At 70.7% G+C, this 16,597-nt stretch carries 15 protein-coding genes; 8 read left to right on the top strand and 7 right to left on the bottom strand.

The genetic code is table 11. The features are described from left to right. Window positions 1-20: 20 nt before the first annotated feature. Window positions 21-512, bottom strand: coding sequence for a beta-class carbonic anhydrase (locus F4559_RS30805; RefSeq protein ID WP_184674603.1), 492 nt, complete (start codon window positions 510-512; stop codon window positions 21-23). A gap of 152 nt (window positions 513-664) precedes the next feature. Between F4559_RS30805 and F4559_RS30800 the strand changes: the two genes are divergently transcribed. Continuing rightward, entirely contained in the window at window positions 665-1,324 is a 660-nt protein-coding gene (locus F4559_RS30800) for a hypothetical protein (RefSeq protein ID WP_184674602.1), read from the top strand. Between the two features lie 84 nt (window positions 1,325-1,408). On the opposite strand, the gene F4559_RS30795 is transcribed toward F4559_RS30800, so the two are convergent. Both F4559_RS30795 and F4559_RS30790 read right to left on the bottom strand, forming a co-directional pair. Then, on the bottom strand, window positions 1,409-2,512 hold the full coding sequence (locus F4559_RS30795; RefSeq protein ID WP_184674601.1) for a LacI family DNA-binding transcriptional regulator: 1,104 nt from the start codon (window positions 2,510-2,512) through the stop codon (window positions 1,409-1,411). A 122-nt stretch (window positions 2,513-2,634) separates the two neighbouring features. Continuing rightward, entirely contained in the window at window positions 2,635-3,678 is a 1,044-nt protein-coding gene (locus tag F4559_RS30790) for a LacI family DNA-binding transcriptional regulator (protein WP_184674600.1), read from the bottom strand. Window positions 3,679-3,870: 192 nt separating this feature from the next. Between F4559_RS30790 and F4559_RS30785 the strand changes: the two genes are divergently transcribed. From F4559_RS30785 to F4559_RS30755, 7 genes are all read left to right on the top strand, one after another. Continuing rightward, entirely contained in the window at window positions 3,871-5,088 is a 1,218-nt protein-coding gene (locus F4559_RS30785) for an extracellular solute-binding protein (protein WP_184674599.1), read from the top strand. 44 nt (window positions 5,089-5,132) lie between these two features. After that, window positions 5,133-6,005, top strand: coding sequence for a carbohydrate ABC transporter permease (locus F4559_RS30780; protein ID WP_184676393.1), 873 nt, complete (start codon window positions 5,133-5,135; stop codon window positions 6,003-6,005). Beyond that, entirely contained in the window at window positions 6,002-6,832 is an 831-nt protein-coding gene (locus F4559_RS30775) for a sugar ABC transporter permease (RefSeq protein ID WP_184674598.1), read from the top strand. The genes F4559_RS30780 and F4559_RS30775 overlap by 4 nt, the downstream gene beginning before the upstream one ends. A gap of 114 nt (window positions 6,833-6,946) precedes the next feature. Next, a complete protein-coding gene (locus tag F4559_RS30770) occupies window positions 6,947-8,047 on the top strand; it encodes an ABC transporter ATP-binding protein (RefSeq protein ID WP_184674597.1) in 1,101 nt (366 codons plus the stop codon). Between the two features lie 146 nt (window positions 8,048-8,193). Then, window positions 8,194-9,120 (top strand): metal ABC transporter solute-binding protein, Zn/Mn family, encoded by a 927-nt coding sequence (locus tag F4559_RS30765; RefSeq protein ID WP_184674596.1) that lies wholly within the window; start codon window positions 8,194-8,196, stop codon window positions 9,118-9,120. Further along, complete coding sequence (locus tag F4559_RS30760; RefSeq protein WP_184674595.1) at window positions 9,117-9,929, top strand: metal ABC transporter ATP-binding protein; 813 nt, start codon at window positions 9,117-9,119, stop codon at window positions 9,927-9,929. Before F4559_RS30765 ends, F4559_RS30760 begins: the two co-directional genes overlap by 4 nt. A gap of 1 nt (window position 9,930) precedes the next feature. Continuing rightward, window positions 9,931-10,758, top strand: coding sequence for a metal ABC transporter permease (locus F4559_RS30755; RefSeq protein WP_184674594.1), 828 nt, complete (start codon window positions 9,931-9,933; stop codon window positions 10,756-10,758). A 64-nt stretch (window positions 10,759-10,822) separates the two neighbouring features. Here the strand turns inward: F4559_RS30755 and F4559_RS30750 are convergent, their stop codons facing one another. From F4559_RS30750 to rlmB, 4 genes are all read right to left on the bottom strand, one after another. After that, window positions 10,823-12,274, bottom strand: a complete 1,452-nt coding sequence (locus F4559_RS30750; RefSeq protein ID WP_184674593.1) for a GGDEF domain-containing protein — start codon at window positions 12,272-12,274, stop codon at window positions 10,823-10,825. 236 nt (window positions 12,275-12,510) lie between these two features. Next, window positions 12,511-13,737: an MFS transporter gene (locus tag F4559_RS30745; protein ID WP_184674592.1), complete on the bottom strand. Its 1,227-nt coding sequence runs from the start codon at window positions 13,735-13,737 to the stop codon at window positions 12,511-12,513. Between the two features lie 341 nt (window positions 13,738-14,078). Next, complete coding sequence (locus tag F4559_RS30740) at window positions 14,079-15,509, bottom strand: MBOAT family O-acyltransferase (protein WP_184674591.1); 1,431 nt, start codon at window positions 15,507-15,509, stop codon at window positions 14,079-14,081. 115 nt (window positions 15,510-15,624) lie between these two features. Continuing rightward, window positions 15,625-16,593 carry a 23S rRNA (guanosine(2251)-2'-O)-methyltransferase RlmB gene (gene rlmB, locus F4559_RS30735; protein ID WP_184674590.1) on the bottom strand — a complete coding sequence of 323 codons (969 nt, stop codon included), beginning with the start codon at window positions 16,591-16,593 and terminating at the stop codon, window positions 15,625-15,627. Window positions 16,594-16,597 lie beyond the last annotated feature (4 nt).

Here is a 16,597-nt window from a genome sequence, read left to right as displayed (position 1 = left end):
CCAGGTCGGTCGACCCCGGTTCAATCGACTTCGGTGAGCGCTCCGGTGTGCACGTCGTAGACGAAGCCGCGCACGAGGTCGCGGTGCGGCAGGAACGCGCTGTGCTTCACGCGGTTGACCGAGCCGCGCACGGAGTCCTTCACCTCGCGGAACGCCTCGACCGACCACGGGGGCCGCAGGCCGGAGTCCCGCTCCAGCTCGTTCTTGAAGTCGTCCTCGGTGACGAGTTCGAGGCCGCAGTTGGTGTGGTGCACCAGCAGCACCTCGCGGGTGCCGAGCTTGCGCTGGCTCAGCGCCAGCGAGCGGATCATGTCGTCGGTGACGACGCCGCCCGCGTTGCGCAGCACGTGCGCCTCGCCCTGCTTCAGGCCGAAGATCTCGAAGACCCGGATGCGGGAGTCCATGCAGGTGAGGATCGCCACCCGCATGGAGGGCTTGGGCGACGATCGGTCGCCGGGTACGGCGTTGCCCAGTTCGGCGTTGCGACGCAGCAGCTCGTCGATCGCAGTCATGACTCCAGCCCTCGGTTGCGCGCGTGCGGGTACCCGCGATTGGAACCCGGAAGCCGGACATCGGCAAGTGAATCGGACAGGGATCACGTTCACCACATTGGGTTACCGAAGGCTGAGCCACGATGGCGTATCGCCCGGTTACGGTCTGTCGGGTGACCGGCTACCCACCGCCTCTGCCGCCCGGTGTCTACCGGCGGCGTCGCATGCTGGCGGGCACGGCGTTCGCGCTGATGCTCGTCGGCGTGACTTGGCTGGTCGGCGCGATGGTCGGCAGCGAGGGCCCGGCGGTCGTGCCGCAGGGCGCGCAGCAGAGCAACCCGCCCTCGCCGGCCGACACCCCGGTCGCGGCGTCGTCCTCGTCGTCCTCGGCCACGAGCCCGCCGCCGCCCGCGCCGACGCCGACGTTGCCGCCCGGCCCGCCGCCCGTGTGCGAGGACGCCCAGCTCGGTGTCACGGCGAAGGTGGGCAAGCCCGCGTACCGGTCGGGCGAGCAGCCGGAGTTCGCGATCGTGGTGTCCAACACCGGACCGCTGCCGTGCCTGCGCGAGATCGGGCGGGAGGTCCGCGAACTGGTCGTCTCGACGGCCGACGGCAAGGTGCGGCTGTGGTCGAGCAACGACTGCCTGGCCACCGAGGGCCGGGAGTCCCGCGTGCTGGCGCCGGGCGAGCGCTTCGAGTTCGGCGCGCGCTGGGCCGGCAGCACGTCGGAGCCGGGGTGCGGCAAGCACACGAGGCTCGGTCCGGGCGACTACCTGCTGACGGCGCGGGTGTCGGGCAAGTCGAGCGACCCGGTGGTCTTCCGGTTGGAGTAGGGACCCGGTGGGATTGGACCCGGTGGGATTGGACCCGGTGGCGCGGCGGGGGCCACCGGGTCGTCGTGCGTCGGGTTCAGCGCCTCACGGACCGAACCAGCGCTCCTCGGCGGCCCCTCGCGGTGCGGCGGACGTCTCGCCGACGACCAGTTCGGTCGGCAGCACGACCGAGCGCGGCCGGGACCGCTCGCCCGAGTCCAGCAGCAGCTTGCCCGCCGCGCGCCCCTTTTCCAGCACCGGCTGGCGCACCGTGGTCAGGCCCGCCTGCTCGGCCTCGCGGATGCCGTCGAACCCGGTGATCGTCAGGTCCTGCGGTACGCGCAGACCACGCCGTTGCGCCTCGCCGAGCGCGCCCAGTGCCAGGATGTCCGACGTGCAGATCAACGCCGTGATCTGCGGGTCGCGCTCCAGGACCTGGGCCGCGGCCGACGCGCCGGAGGCCGTGGTGTGGTCGAACCGCTCGGCGACCGGCACCGTGGACCAGTCGACGCCGACCTCGGCGAAAGCCTGCTCCAGCCCCGAGATCCGGTTGCGCTGCACGTGGAAGTGCGCCGAGCGCTGCCGGTCGAGGGTCACCAGGCCGTCGTTGCGATCGCGGGCCAGGCGCATGCACACGACGCCGATCCGCCGGTGCCCCAACGAGATCAGGTGCCGGGCCAGTTCGGTCATCGCCGCCTGGTCGTCGATGCCGACGCGGTCGACGTTGCCCAGGTCGGGCTGGTCGCACACGACAGTCGGCACCGGGCGTTCGAGGACGGCCGCGAGGTGCGGGTCGTCGTCGGGAACCGAGTACACGACGAACCCGTCCACGCCCGCGCGGTGCACCGACGCGACGTCCTCGCGCTCGGGACTCGCGGGCACCAGCAGCAGGCCCTGGCCGGCGTCCTCGCACGCGAGTGCGAGGCCCTCCAGGAACCCGATCGCCGCCGGATCGCGGAACGCGTAGGACAGGTTCTCGGTGAGCAGCAGGCCCACCGCTCCGGCTTTTCGGGTACGCAAGGAACGGGCCACGGGGTCAGGCCCCGGGTACCCGAGTCGTCTGGCTGTCTCCAACACCCGGCGTCGCAGCTCCGGTGAGAGCTGGTCTGGACGGTTATAGGCGTTGGACACCGTTGTCCGGGAAACACCAAGCTCCGCTGCCAGCGAGGCAAGCGTCGCCGGGCGTCGCACATGCATCGACCGCGCCATGAAGTGACCGTAACGGTTCAGAACCAATTACTGAAGTAGAGGTGATTTCCGTCCCTCGGAAACATCGTATCCGCAGATCAGCACCCGTATAGGTCTGGACCTTTGGTCCAGACCAATTTGGCTCAGCGTGGTGGTCCGGACGATTGCCTGACCACGAGGCGCGGTCGGAACACCCGGGTGTAATTGCCCGACTGCCGACGGCGACGGTCGGGGTCCAGCCGCTGCACCAACTCGTCGACGGCCGCCGCCGCCATCTCCTCGATCGGTTGGGCCAACGTCGTGAGCGGCGGCGAGCAGTAAGCGGCCAGCCGGATGTCGTCGAACCCCACCACCGAAAGGTCGTCGGGCACCGACAGCCCGCGCCGGTGCACCTCGCGCAGCACGCCGATCGCCATGTAGTCCGACGAGCAGATCACCGCCGTGGGCGCGATCGTGTCCAGCAGCGTCCCCACTGCCACCGCGCCGCCCTCCGGGTCGTACGCCGCGTGCGCCACGAACGCCGAATCGGCGGGGAGCCCGGCCTCCTCCAACGCCGCCGACCAGCCCGCGCGCTTGAGCCGTGACGGCAACGACCGCGCCGGACCCGACACGAACCCGATCCGCCGGTGTCCCGCGTCGATCAGGTGCCGGGTCGCCGCGTAGCCCGCGTGCTGCTCGTCCACGGTCACGTCCGGCACGTCCAACGCCGGCGTGGCGCCGTTGACGAACACCATGTGCACGCCGTCCGCGAGCAGCTTGGCGTAATAGCTCGGCCGCGGCGCCTGGCCCAGCGGCACCTCGGTGTTGGTGATCTCCGGCGACACGAACACCATGCCCTCGACGCCGCGGGCGAGCAGCATCCGGACGTACTCCTCCTCGCCCATCGCGGCACTGCCCGTCGGACGCGTGTTGCACAGCAGCGACGAGTAGCCCAGCCGGGCCGCGCGCACTTCCAACGCCTCGGCGAACGCGGGGAACACCGGGTTCGACAGCTCCGGCACCAGCAGGCCGATCACGCCCGTGCGTTGCAGCGCGCCGATACCCCTTGGCGTGTAAGGCATCTCGGACAGCACGGCGAGCACCCGCTGCCGGGTCTCCTCGTTCACGCCCGCGCGCCGGTTCAGCACCCGGCTGACCGTCGAGATGCTCACGCCCGCCGCGCGGGCGATCTCGGACAGACCAGGCATCACGCCCCCTCGTCGAACGGCAAAAGTTGCGGCACCTCCTCGCCGTTTCGCTCGAACGCACTGCTCCGTTACGGGCCTGATCGGTGCCGCGACCTTGACCCGACCGCGTTCTGAGGTTTAGGTTCGCCAGGCGGTTCCCGCAAGTTCTTGCGAACCCGCCCGCCGGGCGGACAGGTCGGGAAGGCGAAGGCGATGCGACGTTCGATCGGTCTGCTCATGGTGCTTCTGGCACTCGGCGGGTGCGGTGGTCCGGCCGACGATCCCGGGGAGATCGTCTACTGGGACACCAGCGGTCCCCACGAGAGCCCGGTGTTCGCCCGGATCGCGCAGGAGTGCGCCACCGCCGGCGGCTACCGGGTGAAGGTCGAGACGGTCGCGTTCGACGCGGCGTCGAACAACTTCAAGACCGCCGCGCAGGGCGGGCGCGGACCGGACGTGCTGCGCGCCGAGGTGGCGTGGGTGGCCCAGCTCGCCGAACTGGGCTACCTGGTCGAACTCGGCGGCACCGACACGGCCGACTTCCTCGACACCCCGGTCGGCTCGACCCGCTACGGCGGCCGGACCTACGGCGTGCCCCAGGTGACCGACTCGCTGGCGCTGTTCTACAACCGCAAGCTGCTCGCCGACGCGGGCGTCACGCCGCCGCGCACGTGGGACGAGCTGAAGGCCGTCGCCGGAAAACTGGGCGGCACCAAGGCGTTCTTCCTCAACAACGACGCCTACTACGCGCTCCCGTTCATCTACGGCGCGGGCGGCGACCTCGTGGACGCGCCCAGGAAGAAGATCGTCGTGAACTCGCCGGAGAACGTCCGCGCCCTGGAGAGCGCCAAGGGCCTGCTCGACGGGCGGGCCGCCACCACCGCGCTCGACCCCGGCAACTCCTACGCCGGCATGCAGGCCGCGTTCTCCGCCGGCGAGGTCGCCATGGTCGTCAACGGGCCGTGGTCGGTCGCCGACTACCTGCGCGGCCCCGCGTTCGCCGATGCCGCGAACCTCGGCATCGCACCCGTGCCAGGCGAACGCGAGGGGCGCGGCTCGGCACCGGTCGGCGGGCACGACTACGTGGTCCGGCAGGGTGGGAAGTCGGTCGACACCGCGCGTCGGTTCGTGACCTGCATGAGCAGCCTGGACAACCAGGTCCGCGTCTCCCGCGAACTCGGCCTGCTGCCCACCCGCAAGTCCGCCTACGAGCACCCCGACGTGAAGTCCAACCCGGTCGTGGCGGCGTTCCGCCCGGTGGTCGACGCCGCGCACCCGCGGCCGTGGATACCCGAGGGCGGGCAGCTCTTCGACCCGTTGAAGACCGCGTACGCGGACTTCCTCGCCGGGCGCAAGGGCGCCAAGGCCGCGCTCGACGAGGTGGCCGGGGCGTATCGGGACCAGGTCGTGCCGTCCTACTCGATCGGCTGACCGGCGTGCGCGCCTTCCTGTCCCGGCACTGGTACGCGTACGCGATGGTGTTGCCGGTCGTGCTGGTCGTGGCCGTGCTGGTGCTGTTCCCGTTGGGGCAAGGCGTCCTCTTCACGTTCACCGACGTCGACGAGGGCACCATCGCCAACCCGGTGCTCGGCCGGCCCGCGACCTACGAGTGGGTGGGCCTGCGCAACTACGCGGGCATCCTGTCCGGAGATCCGGGCTACGGGGCGTTCTGGGGGACGCTGGGCCGCACGATGGTGTGGACGTTCGGGTGCGTCCTCTGCCACTACGCCCTGGGCCTCGGCTTGGCCCTGCTGCTCAACCGCCAGGTGCGCGGGCGGGCCGTGTACCGGGCGCTGCTGATCCTGCCGTGGGCGGTGCCGGCGTTCGTGTCCGCGTTCGCGTGGCGCCACCTGCTCAACGCCCGGTACGGGATCGTGAACCAGGTGCTGCGGGCGCTCGGCCTGCCCGACCCGGTGTGGCTGGGGCAGTCGGACTGGGCGCTGGTCGCGGTCATGGTCGTGAACGTGTGGCTGGGGACGCCGTTCATGATGGTCGCGCTGCTGGGCGGGCTCCAGTCGATCCCGACGACGCTGTACGAGGCGGCCGAGGTGGACGGCGCGTCGCCGTGGCAGCGGTTCCGGCACGTGACGCTGCCGGGCCTGCGCGCGGTGTCGGGGACCGTGGTGCTGCTCGGCGTGATCTGGACGTTCAACATGTTCGCCGTCGTGTACCTGATCACCGGGGCCAACCCGAACACGCGGCTGCTGGTGACCTACGCGTTCGAGCGGTTCTTCTCGGCGGCGTCGCGGGACTACGCGGTGGCGTCGACCTACGGCGTGCTGATCCTGTCGGTGCTGCTGGTGTTCGCGGCGGCCTACCGGCGGGCGTTGCGGGAGGAGGCGGCGTGAAGCGGTCGCCGTTGGCGTCGGTGGGGCTGCACGCGGCGTTGGTGTGCGCGTCGGCGGTGGCGGTGTTCCCGGTGTTCTGGGTGCTGGTGACGTCGTTCAAGCCGGACGCGCGGGCCGTGTCGTCCCGCCTGCTCGACGAGTCCACTGTGGACAACTATGTGCGGGTGCTGTCCGGGGAGAAGGGCGACTTCCTGGCCTGGACCGCCAACTCGGTGTCGATCGCGCTGGCCACGACGGTGCTCGCGGTGTTCCTGTCGGCCACGGCGGCGTACGCGGCGTCGCGGTTCCGGTTCGCCGGGCGGCGGGTGCTGCTGCGGTCGTTCCTGCTGGTGCAGATGTTCCCGTTCGCGGTGCTGATCGTGCCGCTGTACAACGTGCTGCTGGCGCTGGGGTTGCAGGGCTCGTCCTTCGGGCTGGTGCTGGTCTACTGCACGACCGCGGTGCCGTTCTGCACGTACATGCTCAAGGGCTACTTCGACACCGTGCCCGCGGAGATCGACGAGGCCGGGCGGGTGGACGGGCTGTCGCCGTTCGGCGTGTTCTGGCGGCTGATCGTGCCGCTGTCGCGGCCGGGGCTGGCGGTGACCGGGTTCTACGCGTTCCTGACCGCGTGGGGCGAGGTGGCGTTCGCGTCGGCGCTGCTGTCGGCGTCGGACGAGTCGAAGACGCTGGCCGTGGGGTTGCAGGTGTTCGTGCAGCAGAACCGGACCGAGTGGGGGCACCTGGCGGCGGCGTCGGTCCTGGTGGCGTTGCCCGCCGTGGCGCTGTTCTACCCGGTGCAGCGGTACCTGGTCACCGGGTTGTCGTCCGGGGCGGTGAAGGGGTGAGTTGTTCAACAATCCAACGAAAAATTCGGTGGACTGGACCAATTGTGTCGTTCCCGTAAGCGCTTGCGATCCCTAGTGTTGCGACAAAGCACTGGTGGTCGAGAGGTGTGTCGCATGGCTGAGGTGTCCTACGACAAGGCGTCGCGGATCTACTCCGGCAACCCGCCGGTCCGCGCGGTCGACGCGCTGTCGCTGGAGGTTCCCGACGGCGAGTTCCTCGTCCTCGTGGGTCCGTCCGGCTCGGGCAAGTCCACCGCCCTGCGGATGCTCGCGGGCCTGGAGGACGTCGACGAGGGCGCCATCCGCATCGGCGGTCGGGACGTCACCCACGTGCCGCCCAAGGGCCGCGACATCGCCATGGTGTTCCAGTCCTACGCGCTTTACCCGCACATGACCGTGGCCGAGAACATGGGCTTCGCGCTCAAGCTGCGCGGCGTGAACAAGGCCGAGATCAAGGAGAAGGTGGCCGAGGCCGCCCGCCTGCTCGACCTGACCAAGTACCTCGACCGCAAGCCCAAGGCCCTGTCCGGCGGCCAGCGGCAGCGCGTCGCCATGGGCCGCGCGATCGTCCGCGAACCCTCCGTGTTCCTGATGGACGAGCCGCTGTCCAACCTGGACGCGAAGCTGCGCGTCGAGACCCGGGCCAACATCGCGGGCCTCCAGCAGCGCCTGGGCACGACCATGATCTACGTCACGCACGACCAGATCGAGGCCATGACCATGGGCCACCGGGTCGCCGTGCTCAAGGACGGCGTGCTCCAGCAGTGCGACACGCCGCGCAACCTGTACGACCGGCCGGGCAACGCGTTCGTCGCGGGCTTCATCGGCTCGCCGGCCATGAACCTCAAGACCGTGCCGCTGTCCGCCGAGGGCGCGCTGCTGGACAACCTCGTCGTGCCGATCGACCGCCGCGTGCTCGACCAGGCCGGTCGCGAAGGCCTGAAGGAGATCACCTTCGGCGTCCGGCCCGAGACGTTGGCGCTGGTCGGCGGCTCGCAGCACGGCTTCGACATGACCGTCGAGCTGGTCGAGGAACTCGGCGCCGACGCGCTCGTCCACGGTGCGGTGCGGGTCGGCCAGGGCACCGAGCGGTTCGTGGTCCGCGTCGACGGCCGCACCCCGCCGGCGCTGGGCCAGCAGGTCCGGGTCGCCGTGCGCGACCCCCGCGAGACGCACCTGTTCCACCCGGAGTCGGGCGCGCGGCTCAGCGACTGAGTCCGCTGCCTTCCAGGGCCGCCTTCCTCCGGGAGGGCGGCCCTTCTTACACCCGGTCGGTGGACAAGACGGTGGCGGCGGGTTCTAAACTGAACTCGACAACGGTTTCCATTGCACGTTTGCCCTACCGCCGCGAGGAGTGCCCGATGACCGTGCGTAACGCCCTGCTGGGGGTGGTGACAGCCCTGACCGCGCTGACCCTGACCGCCTGTGGCACGGCCGCCACCGGTCCGGCCGAGGGCGGCCGGATCAAGGCCGTCTCGTCGACGAACGTGTGGGGTTCGGTCGTCGCGGCGGTCGGCGGCGACGCCGTCGACGTCACGTCGATCATCTCCGACCCGTCCGGCGACCCGCACTCCTACGAGGCCAGGCCCGCCGACGTCGCGGCCGTCCGCGACGCCGACCTGGTGATCTTCAACGGCGGCGGGTACGACGACTTCTTCGCCACCCTGATCGGCCCCGGGTCCGAGTCGGCGCGCAAGATCGAGACCTTCCCGTTGTCCGGCAAGGCGTCCGGGCACGACGAGCCCCCCGCCGAAGCCGGTCACGACCACGAGGTCAACGAGCACGTCTGGTACGACCTGGAGACCGTGCGCAAGGTCGCCGACCAGGTCGCCGCGGACCTGTCCGCGATCAAGCCCGGGAACAAGGCGTCCTTCGAGTCCAACGCCGCGGACTTCACCCGGCGCATCGAGGAGCTGAAGACCAAGGTCGAGGGCATCGGCCGGGGCAAGCGCGTGCTGGAGACCGAGCCGGTCTCGCACTACCTGCTCGACCTCGCGGGCACCGAGAGCGCGACCCCCGCCGAGTTCGTCGAGGCGGTCGAGAACGAGAGCGACATCCCGGCCGCGGCCCTCGCCCAGGTGCTCGACCTGGTCGGGAAGAAGGAGGTCGCGGCGGTCGTGCACAACACGCAGACCGGCAACGCGGCCATCACCCAGCTCGTCGGCAAGGCGGCCGAGGTGGGCGTCCCGGTCGTGGAGGTCACCGAGACGCTCCCGGTCGCGGCGGCGGGTTACCTTGACTGGATGACGAAGCAGGTCGACGCGCTCGCCGCGGCGCTGCGCGGATGACGGCCGGGATCGCGGAGCGGTCGGTGACGAGCGCGGTCGCGTTGCGCGGTGCCCGACTCGCCTACGGGGACCGGGTGCTGTGGGACGGCCTCGACCTCGACGTGGCACCGGGGGAGTTCGTCGCCGTGCTCGGACCCAACGGGTCGGGCAAGACCAGCCTCATGCGCGTGCTGCTCGGCCTCCAGCCGTTGAGCACGGGCACGGTCGAGGTCGCCGGCGGGCCGCGCCGGATCGGCTACATCCCGCAGCAGCGGGCGATCTCCTCGCTCGGCCTGCGCGGGCGCGACCTGGTCGGGTTCGGCCTCGACGGGCATGCCTGGGGCCTGGGGTTCCGCCGCCGCGCCGAACGCCGGATCAAGGTGGACGCGGCGCTCGCGGCCGTGGGCGCCGCCGCCTACGCGGACGCGCCGGTCGGCGTGCTGTCCGGCGGCGAGCAGCAACGGCTGCGGGTCGCCCAGGCGCTGGTCGGCGACCCGGCCGTGCTGCTGTGCGACGAGCCGCTGCTGTCGCTCGACCTCGCCCACCAGCGGGTCGTGAGCGACCTGATCGACGCCCGCCGGCGCGCGGCCGGCACCGCGGTGCTGTTCGTGACCCACGAGATCAACCCGATCCTGCCGCTGGTCGACCGGGTGCTCTACCTGGTCGACGGTCGGTTCGAGGTGGGCACTCCCGCCGAGGTCATGACCTCGGCGACGCTGTCGCGGCTGTACCGGACGAACGTGGAGGTGGTCCGGGTGCGCGACCAGATCCACGTGGTCGGCGCGCAGCACGTGTGCGAGGACGAGCCGCACCACGCGGAGGGGGACTGAGGTGTTCGACCTCCAGTTGACCGGCGAACTGCTCGGGTACGGGTTCGTCCAGCAGATGCTCGTCGCCGGCGCCGTGCTCGGCGTCGTGGCCGGGTTGTTGGGACCGCTCGTGGTCACCCGGCGCATGGCGTTCGCGGTGCACGGCACGAGCGAACTCGCCTTCACCGGTGGTGCCGCGGCGCTGCTCGTCGGCGTCGGTGTCGGCTACGGGGCGTTGGCCGGTTCGGTGATCGCGGCCCTGCTGCTGGGCCTGCTGTCCCGGCGCGACTCCGACCGCGACTCGGTCATCGGCGCGATCCTGGCCTTCGGCCTCGGGCTCGGCGTGCTGTTCCTGGCCCTCTACAAGGGCCGTGCGGCCAACAAGTTCGGCCTGCTGACCGGTCAGGTGGTCAGCGTCGGGTCCACCGACCTGTGGCTGCTCATCGGGTCGTCGGTCGCCGTCCTGCTCGTGCTGGCCTTCATCTACCGGCCGCTGCACTTCGCGTCCGTCGACGTGGCGGTGGCGACCGCGCGCGGGGTGCCCGTGCGCACGCTGTCGGTCGTGTTCGCGGTCCTGGTGGGCATCGCCACGGCGTTGAGCGTGCAGATCGTCGGCGCGCTGCTCGTGCTCTCGCTGATGATCACGCCCGCCGCCGCTGCCGCCCGGGTCACGGCGTCGCCGTTGCGGGCGAGCGCGCTGGCCGTGGTGTTCGCCGAGGTCTCGGTGCTGGGCGGGATGCTGCTGTCGCTGGCCCCCGGCGTGCCGGTCAGCGCGTTCGTGACGGCCGTGTCGTTCCTGATCTACCTGGTCTGCCGCCTGGTGTCGCGGCCGGCCGTGCGCCGGGTCTGAGAATTCGTGTTTGGCCGTGCCCGTCGGCGGGTAGACCACTCGCGTGGTCGCGGCGACTCGGCGCTCAGGCGGACCGGGTGATCTCCGGTTCGTCCACGCGCGGCACGGGAAGACGTCGGGGCCGGATGTCCAGACCGGCCACGCGCACCTGGTTGCGGCCGTTCTCCTTGGCCGCGTAGAGGGCCGTGTCGGCGCTGTGCTGGCCCGACGCCAGCGAGTCGCCGTTCTCCGGCAGCACGGCCACGCCGATCGACGCCGAGATGGCGCGCAGCTCCGGCCCCTCCGCGTACGGCAGGTCCCGGCCGCGCAGGGCCACGTTGTTTCGGTGCTTGTCCGTCGTCACGACCGTCATCCCGCCGATCGCGCCGCGGATGCGCTCGGCGATCAGCACGCCCTCGCTCAGGCCCGTGTTGGCCAGGACCACGACGAACTCCTCGCCGCCGTCGCGGCCCGCCACGTCGCCCGGCCGGAGCTTCCCCCGCAGGATGCGCCCCACCTCGGCCAGCACGGCGTTGCCCGCCGGGTGGCCCCACGTGTCGTTGATCCGCTTGAAGTGGTCGAGGTCGACCGCCAGCACGGTCACCGGCTGGCCGTCGCGGGCGCACCGGTCGGTCAGCCGGCCCGCGTACTCGACCAGCCCGGCGGTGTTGAGCAGACCCGTGCGGAAGTCCGTGTGCGCGTCCTCGGTGAGCCGCGCCTGGAGGCGTTCCTGCTCGCGGACCAGCCGCTCCAGGTGGGCCCGCCGCTCGGACGCCTTGTTGAGCAGCGAGTTGACCAGGATCACCGGGAACACCAGCAGCAGCGGACCCACCCAGTGCGTGGTCATCAGCATGCCGAGCATGGCACCGGCGCCGAGCGTGCTCAGCTCCAGCATGTTGTCCGCCCGCGAGCCGAGGAACTCGACCATCCGGGTGTGCGGGGTGACGATCTTCAACGCCGCCGCGATGTTCATGCCCTGTACGGACCAGTTCAGGACCGCCGCGACGATCAGCACGAGCACCAGGCCCAGGTCCGTCACCACGTCGCCGGTGGCGAGCAACGACAATCCCGACAGGTGGACCACGGCCCACGCGAGCATCGTGCCGCCCAGGATGCTGGCGGAGGAGAACACGAACCGGTGCGGCTGCCGCCGGGCGATGGGTTGGACCAGGATGCGCATCCACACCGTGACCAGCACGACCAGGGCGCCGGGCAGGGCGATCGCCGCCGCGAACGTCCACACCGACGTGAGGTCGATGTGCGGCCCGGACGACTCGTCGCGCCGCGCCTCTTCGGCACGCCGCACGATCGTCAGGTGGACCGTGAGCGCGAACATCACCGCGCCGAACCGCATCCAATCGGCCCGGTCGACGCTGCCGAGCGTGGTCAGCAGCCAAACGGCGGCGGTGCCCACCACCGCTTCGACGATCAGGAAGTAGGCGAGCGCAGCAGGCCGCAGCGACCAGACGTCCCAGTCGCGGAACCGGAGACGGCCGACTGCCCCAGATGCCTTCTGGTCAGTCAGACTGTTCTTCACCACGACCTCATACCCCCCGGCAGGCGGCGCGACGCGTTCGGTCGCGACACCGGTCGCGGCTCCCTACCGGTACCCCCCGACCGCGCGAAGGAGGCGTTCGCCATGCGCAACCGCGACATGTGACCTCCCCTTCCCTCCACATCGGTCCGAACGTTCACCGTACGTGGCCGTCGGTTGGCGGCCCGCAGCCGAGGAGTCCTTCATGTTTGACAATCGCGATATGTGATGACTCCGTTTCAAATGGCCACCGCTTCGGGGTCGTTGCGCGCGCGTGCGCGCCGCCAGGAGACAGTCGCCTGGGTGGCGAGCAGCAGCCCGATTCCCCCCGCGCCCGCGATCGTCGCGGTGACCGAGCCCACGGCGTGCGCCACGACGCCGGCCACCGCCATGCCGCCGCCCTGTGACGAGCGCAACGCGGCGCGGCCGATGCCGTACGCCCGGCCCCGGTAGGCGTCGGGCAGCAGTCGCATCCACGCCGAGCGCGCGGGCGTGTGGTACGCCCCGGCCATGCCGGCGATCACGAGCAACGCGATCGTCCACGTCAGGTTCGGGTCGAGCGCGAACATCACCAGCGGCGCCAGCGACAGGATCGCCAGCGGGCCGATGAGCCGCTCCCGCTTCGCCGGGTCCCGCACGAACCGGAACAGCACGGCGACGCCGAGCACGTTCGCCGCCGGTTCGATCGCCAGGATCAGGCCGACGGCCCACACCGCGTCCAGACTCGCGGCCAGCGGCACGGCGAGCCCCTCGGGCACCATGGCCAGTCCCGCGAGAAGTCGCATACCCATAAGAGAGCGCAGACGCGGTTCCGTGACGAGCAGGGCGAAAGCTCCTCGCGGAGCTTCGGGATTCCGATGGGTCCCGCCGTGCGGGTCGGCGGCCGGTCGGAACCGCACCGAGAGCTGGACGAGCACCGCGACCAGCACGAACGTGGCCGCGTCGAGCGCGAGGGCCAGTTGCGGGCTCGATTGCGTGACGATGAAGCCCGCCGCCGCCAGACCCGCCATCTGGGCGACGTCCACCGAGGTGCCGAACAGGGCGACGCCGTCGTCGTACCGCTTCTCCGGCAGCACGGACGGCAGGCTCGCCTCCTGCGCGGCCAGGAACGGCGACGAGATCATCAATACGGTGACGAGCAGGACTATCATGATCCACAACGGCACGCCGGGTATCGCCATCAGGCCGACGAGCACGGCTTGCAGCCACGCGCAGCACACCATGACCGTGCGTCGTGGGTAGCGGTCGGCGACCCAGCCGAGCAGCGGCCCGGAGACCAGCGGCGGGAACAGGGTCAGCGCCCACGTCAGCGCCGTCCACGCGGCCGACTGGGTGCGTTCGAACACCAGCAGCGACAGGGCGACGGCCGCGAGCTGGTCGCCGGCGGTCGACACCGTCGAGCCGATCCACAGTCCCCGGAACTCGCGGTTGCCGACGAGTGCGCGCAGGGTTCCGCCGGAGGTCACGATTCCCCCTGGCGGAAGGGTTCCGATGAGTGAGCCACGTTACCCCCACCCGAAGCAACAATTGTTCCGGTTAGCACGGTAGAAGCTGCCGGTTGTTCACTCTCTGTCCTACCACAGTGTGTACCTGAACGGATCACATTGGTCACCGAAAGTAGTTATAGTGGGGAAAAGTTTGCCGTCCATTCTTCACAGTTGACCGTAGGTGACCCGACGTGCGCAATCCTCGCCTACCCTACGTCAGACGCCCCGCCAATGGTCACCTCCGGGCTGGTCCGACCGGTGCAGCGGGTTCCGGCGAGTCGCCGAGCGCGGCGGCGGCCGGCAATTCGCGTGAGCGATCTTCAGAACTGGTAGTAGAGGAACGGGCTGAACGTGCCGCTCGCGATCAGGATCGCCGAGTACACGACACCGACCGTCATCAGCGACACCCGTGCGGTCGTGGCGATCCGGCCGCGCGACGACTCGATGAACGGGCCGGTGACCGGGTGGTCCGGCAGGAACAACACGATCGCGGCGATCAGCAGGAGCGCGATCCGCTGATTCGTCGCGGCCGACGCCACCGCCTCCGGCAGACCGGCGAAATCGGGGACCAGCATGGTGCCGATGATCGTCCACGCGGTGCCGAGGTCGGCTGAGCGGAAGAACACCCAGCCGAATGCGACAAGTACCACGGTCGCAATCCTGCGCACGATCGCGCGACTTCGGGAATCGGGTGCGGAATGCCATCCGAAACGGCGTTCGAGAACAAGCAGTGCACCGTGGAACAAACCCCATGCGAGGAAGGTCCAGTTCGCGCCGTGCCAGAATCCGGTGAGCACGAAAACGATCGCGAGATTGCGGTACGTCAACGCCGTGCCGCCCCGGTTGCCGCCCAACGGGATGTAGACGTAGTCGCGGAACCAGCGTGACAGCGACATGTGCCAACGCCGCCAGAACTCGGTGATCGTCACCGCCGAGTACGGTCGCGCGAAGTTCTCCGGCAACCGGAAACCCAGCATCCGCCCGAGCCCGATCGCCATGTCCGAGTAGCCGGAGAAGTCGAAGTAGAGCTGGAGCGTGTAGCCGATCGCGCCGAGCCACGCCACGGCGAACGTCATCCGGTCCGCCGGGGTGGCGAAGCACGCGTCGACCAGCGGCGCGATCGAGTCGGCGACGATCACCTTCTTGCACAGCCCGAGTGCGAACCGGGGGAACCCGGCCGCGATGTCGTCGAGCCGGTGCGTCCGCTCCTGCGGGAGCTGGTCGGAGATCTCGCGGAACCGCACGATCGGCCCGGCGATCAACTGCGGGAACATCGCGATGTAGGCGACGAACGAGACCGGGTCCTTGAGCGCGGTCCGCTCGCCCCGGTACACGTCGACCACGTACGAGATGTGGTGGAACGTGTAGAACGAGATGCCGATCGGCAGCGCCAGGTGCACGACGGGCAGATCGGCGCCGATGACCGACGCGATGGCGTGCAGCTGCTCGGTCGCGAACCCGAGGTACTTCCACACGACCAGCACGGCCAGGTCGAAGACGATCACCGCGACGAGCAGGTTCCGCCGCTCGTGGTCGGTCCGCGTCCCGCCCGGCTCCAGCCGCGCACCGGCCAGGTAGTTCGCCACCATGCACGCGATCAGCAGGAACGTCGTGCCGCCGGCACCGGTCGCGTAGAAGAAGAGGCTGGCGACCGCCACGACCCCGTTGCGCCACGACGGCCGGACGATCAGCAGGACCGCCAGCACGACCGGTAGGAAGAACCACAGGAACAGGGGCGAGGCGAACGACATCGCGGCTGACCTTAGCTGCTGGGAGACCGGGGTGTCCGGCGGTTGCCCGCGTTCCCCGGTTCCGGGCGGTGCGAGTCCTGCTCGGATTCTCGCACCCGCCCGGAATCGGTGAAGATCAGCCCCGCGCGTCCAGCCGGCGGCGCCGCGCCACCTCGGCCAGCACCACGCCCGCCGCGACCGACGCGTTGAGCGACTCGACACCCGACGCCATCGGGATCGACACGGTCTGGTCGCACGTCTCCCGCACCAGCCGCGAGAGCCCGCGGCCCTCGGACCCCACGACGACCACCAGCGGCCCGGTGGCCAGGTCGAGACCGTCGATGTCGACGGACCCGTCCGCGTCCAGACCGACGATCATCAGGCCGGCTTCGGCCCACTCGCGCAGCTGCCGGGTCAGGTTGGTGGCGATCGCGATCGGCACCCGTGCCGCCGTGCCCGCACTGGTCCGCCACGCCACCGCGGTCACGCTCGCCGACCGCCGCTGGGGCAGCACGACGCCGTGCGCGCCGAACGCCGCGGCCGACCGCACCACGGCACCGAGGTTGCGCGGGTCGGTCACGCCGTCCAACGCCACCAGCAGCGGGTGCGCCCCCGACTGCTGGGCGATCCGCAGCAGGTCGCGCGGCTCCGCGTACTCGTACGGCGGCACCTGGAGCCCGAGGCCCTGGTGCATCGCGCCACCCGTGATCCGGTCCAGCTCGCCGCGCTGCACCTCCAGCACGGAGATGCCCCGCCCGGCCGCGAGCTGCACGGCCTCGGCGACCCGGTCGTCCGCGTCGATGCCCAACGCCACGTACAGGGCCGTCGCCGGGATCTCCGCACGCAGGCATTCGACGACCGGGTTGCGCCCGGCCACGGTCTCCGGACCGTTCTCGGCCGCCTTACGCCGTTGCGTCCGGGCCTGCTCGGCCTTCGCACCGGCCTGCGCGCGCCGGTACGCCGGGTGGTTGGGCCGGTCCGACGCCTTGGGAGTCGGACCCTTGCCCTGGAGTCCCTTGGACTTCTGGCCGCCGGAACCGACGACCGCGCCCTTCTTCGAGCCGGGGTTGCGCATCGCACCCCGACGTCGTGAGTTTCCTGCCACGTGC

Origin of the sequence: Saccharothrix violaceirubra (assembly GCF_014203755.1) — a bacterium.
GTDB lineage: Bacteria > Actinomycetota > Actinomycetes > Mycobacteriales > Pseudonocardiaceae > Actinosynnema > Actinosynnema violaceirubrum.
The sequence above is the reverse complement of the archived record's forward strand: the minus strand, read 5'-3'. Positions and strand labels throughout refer to the sequence as shown.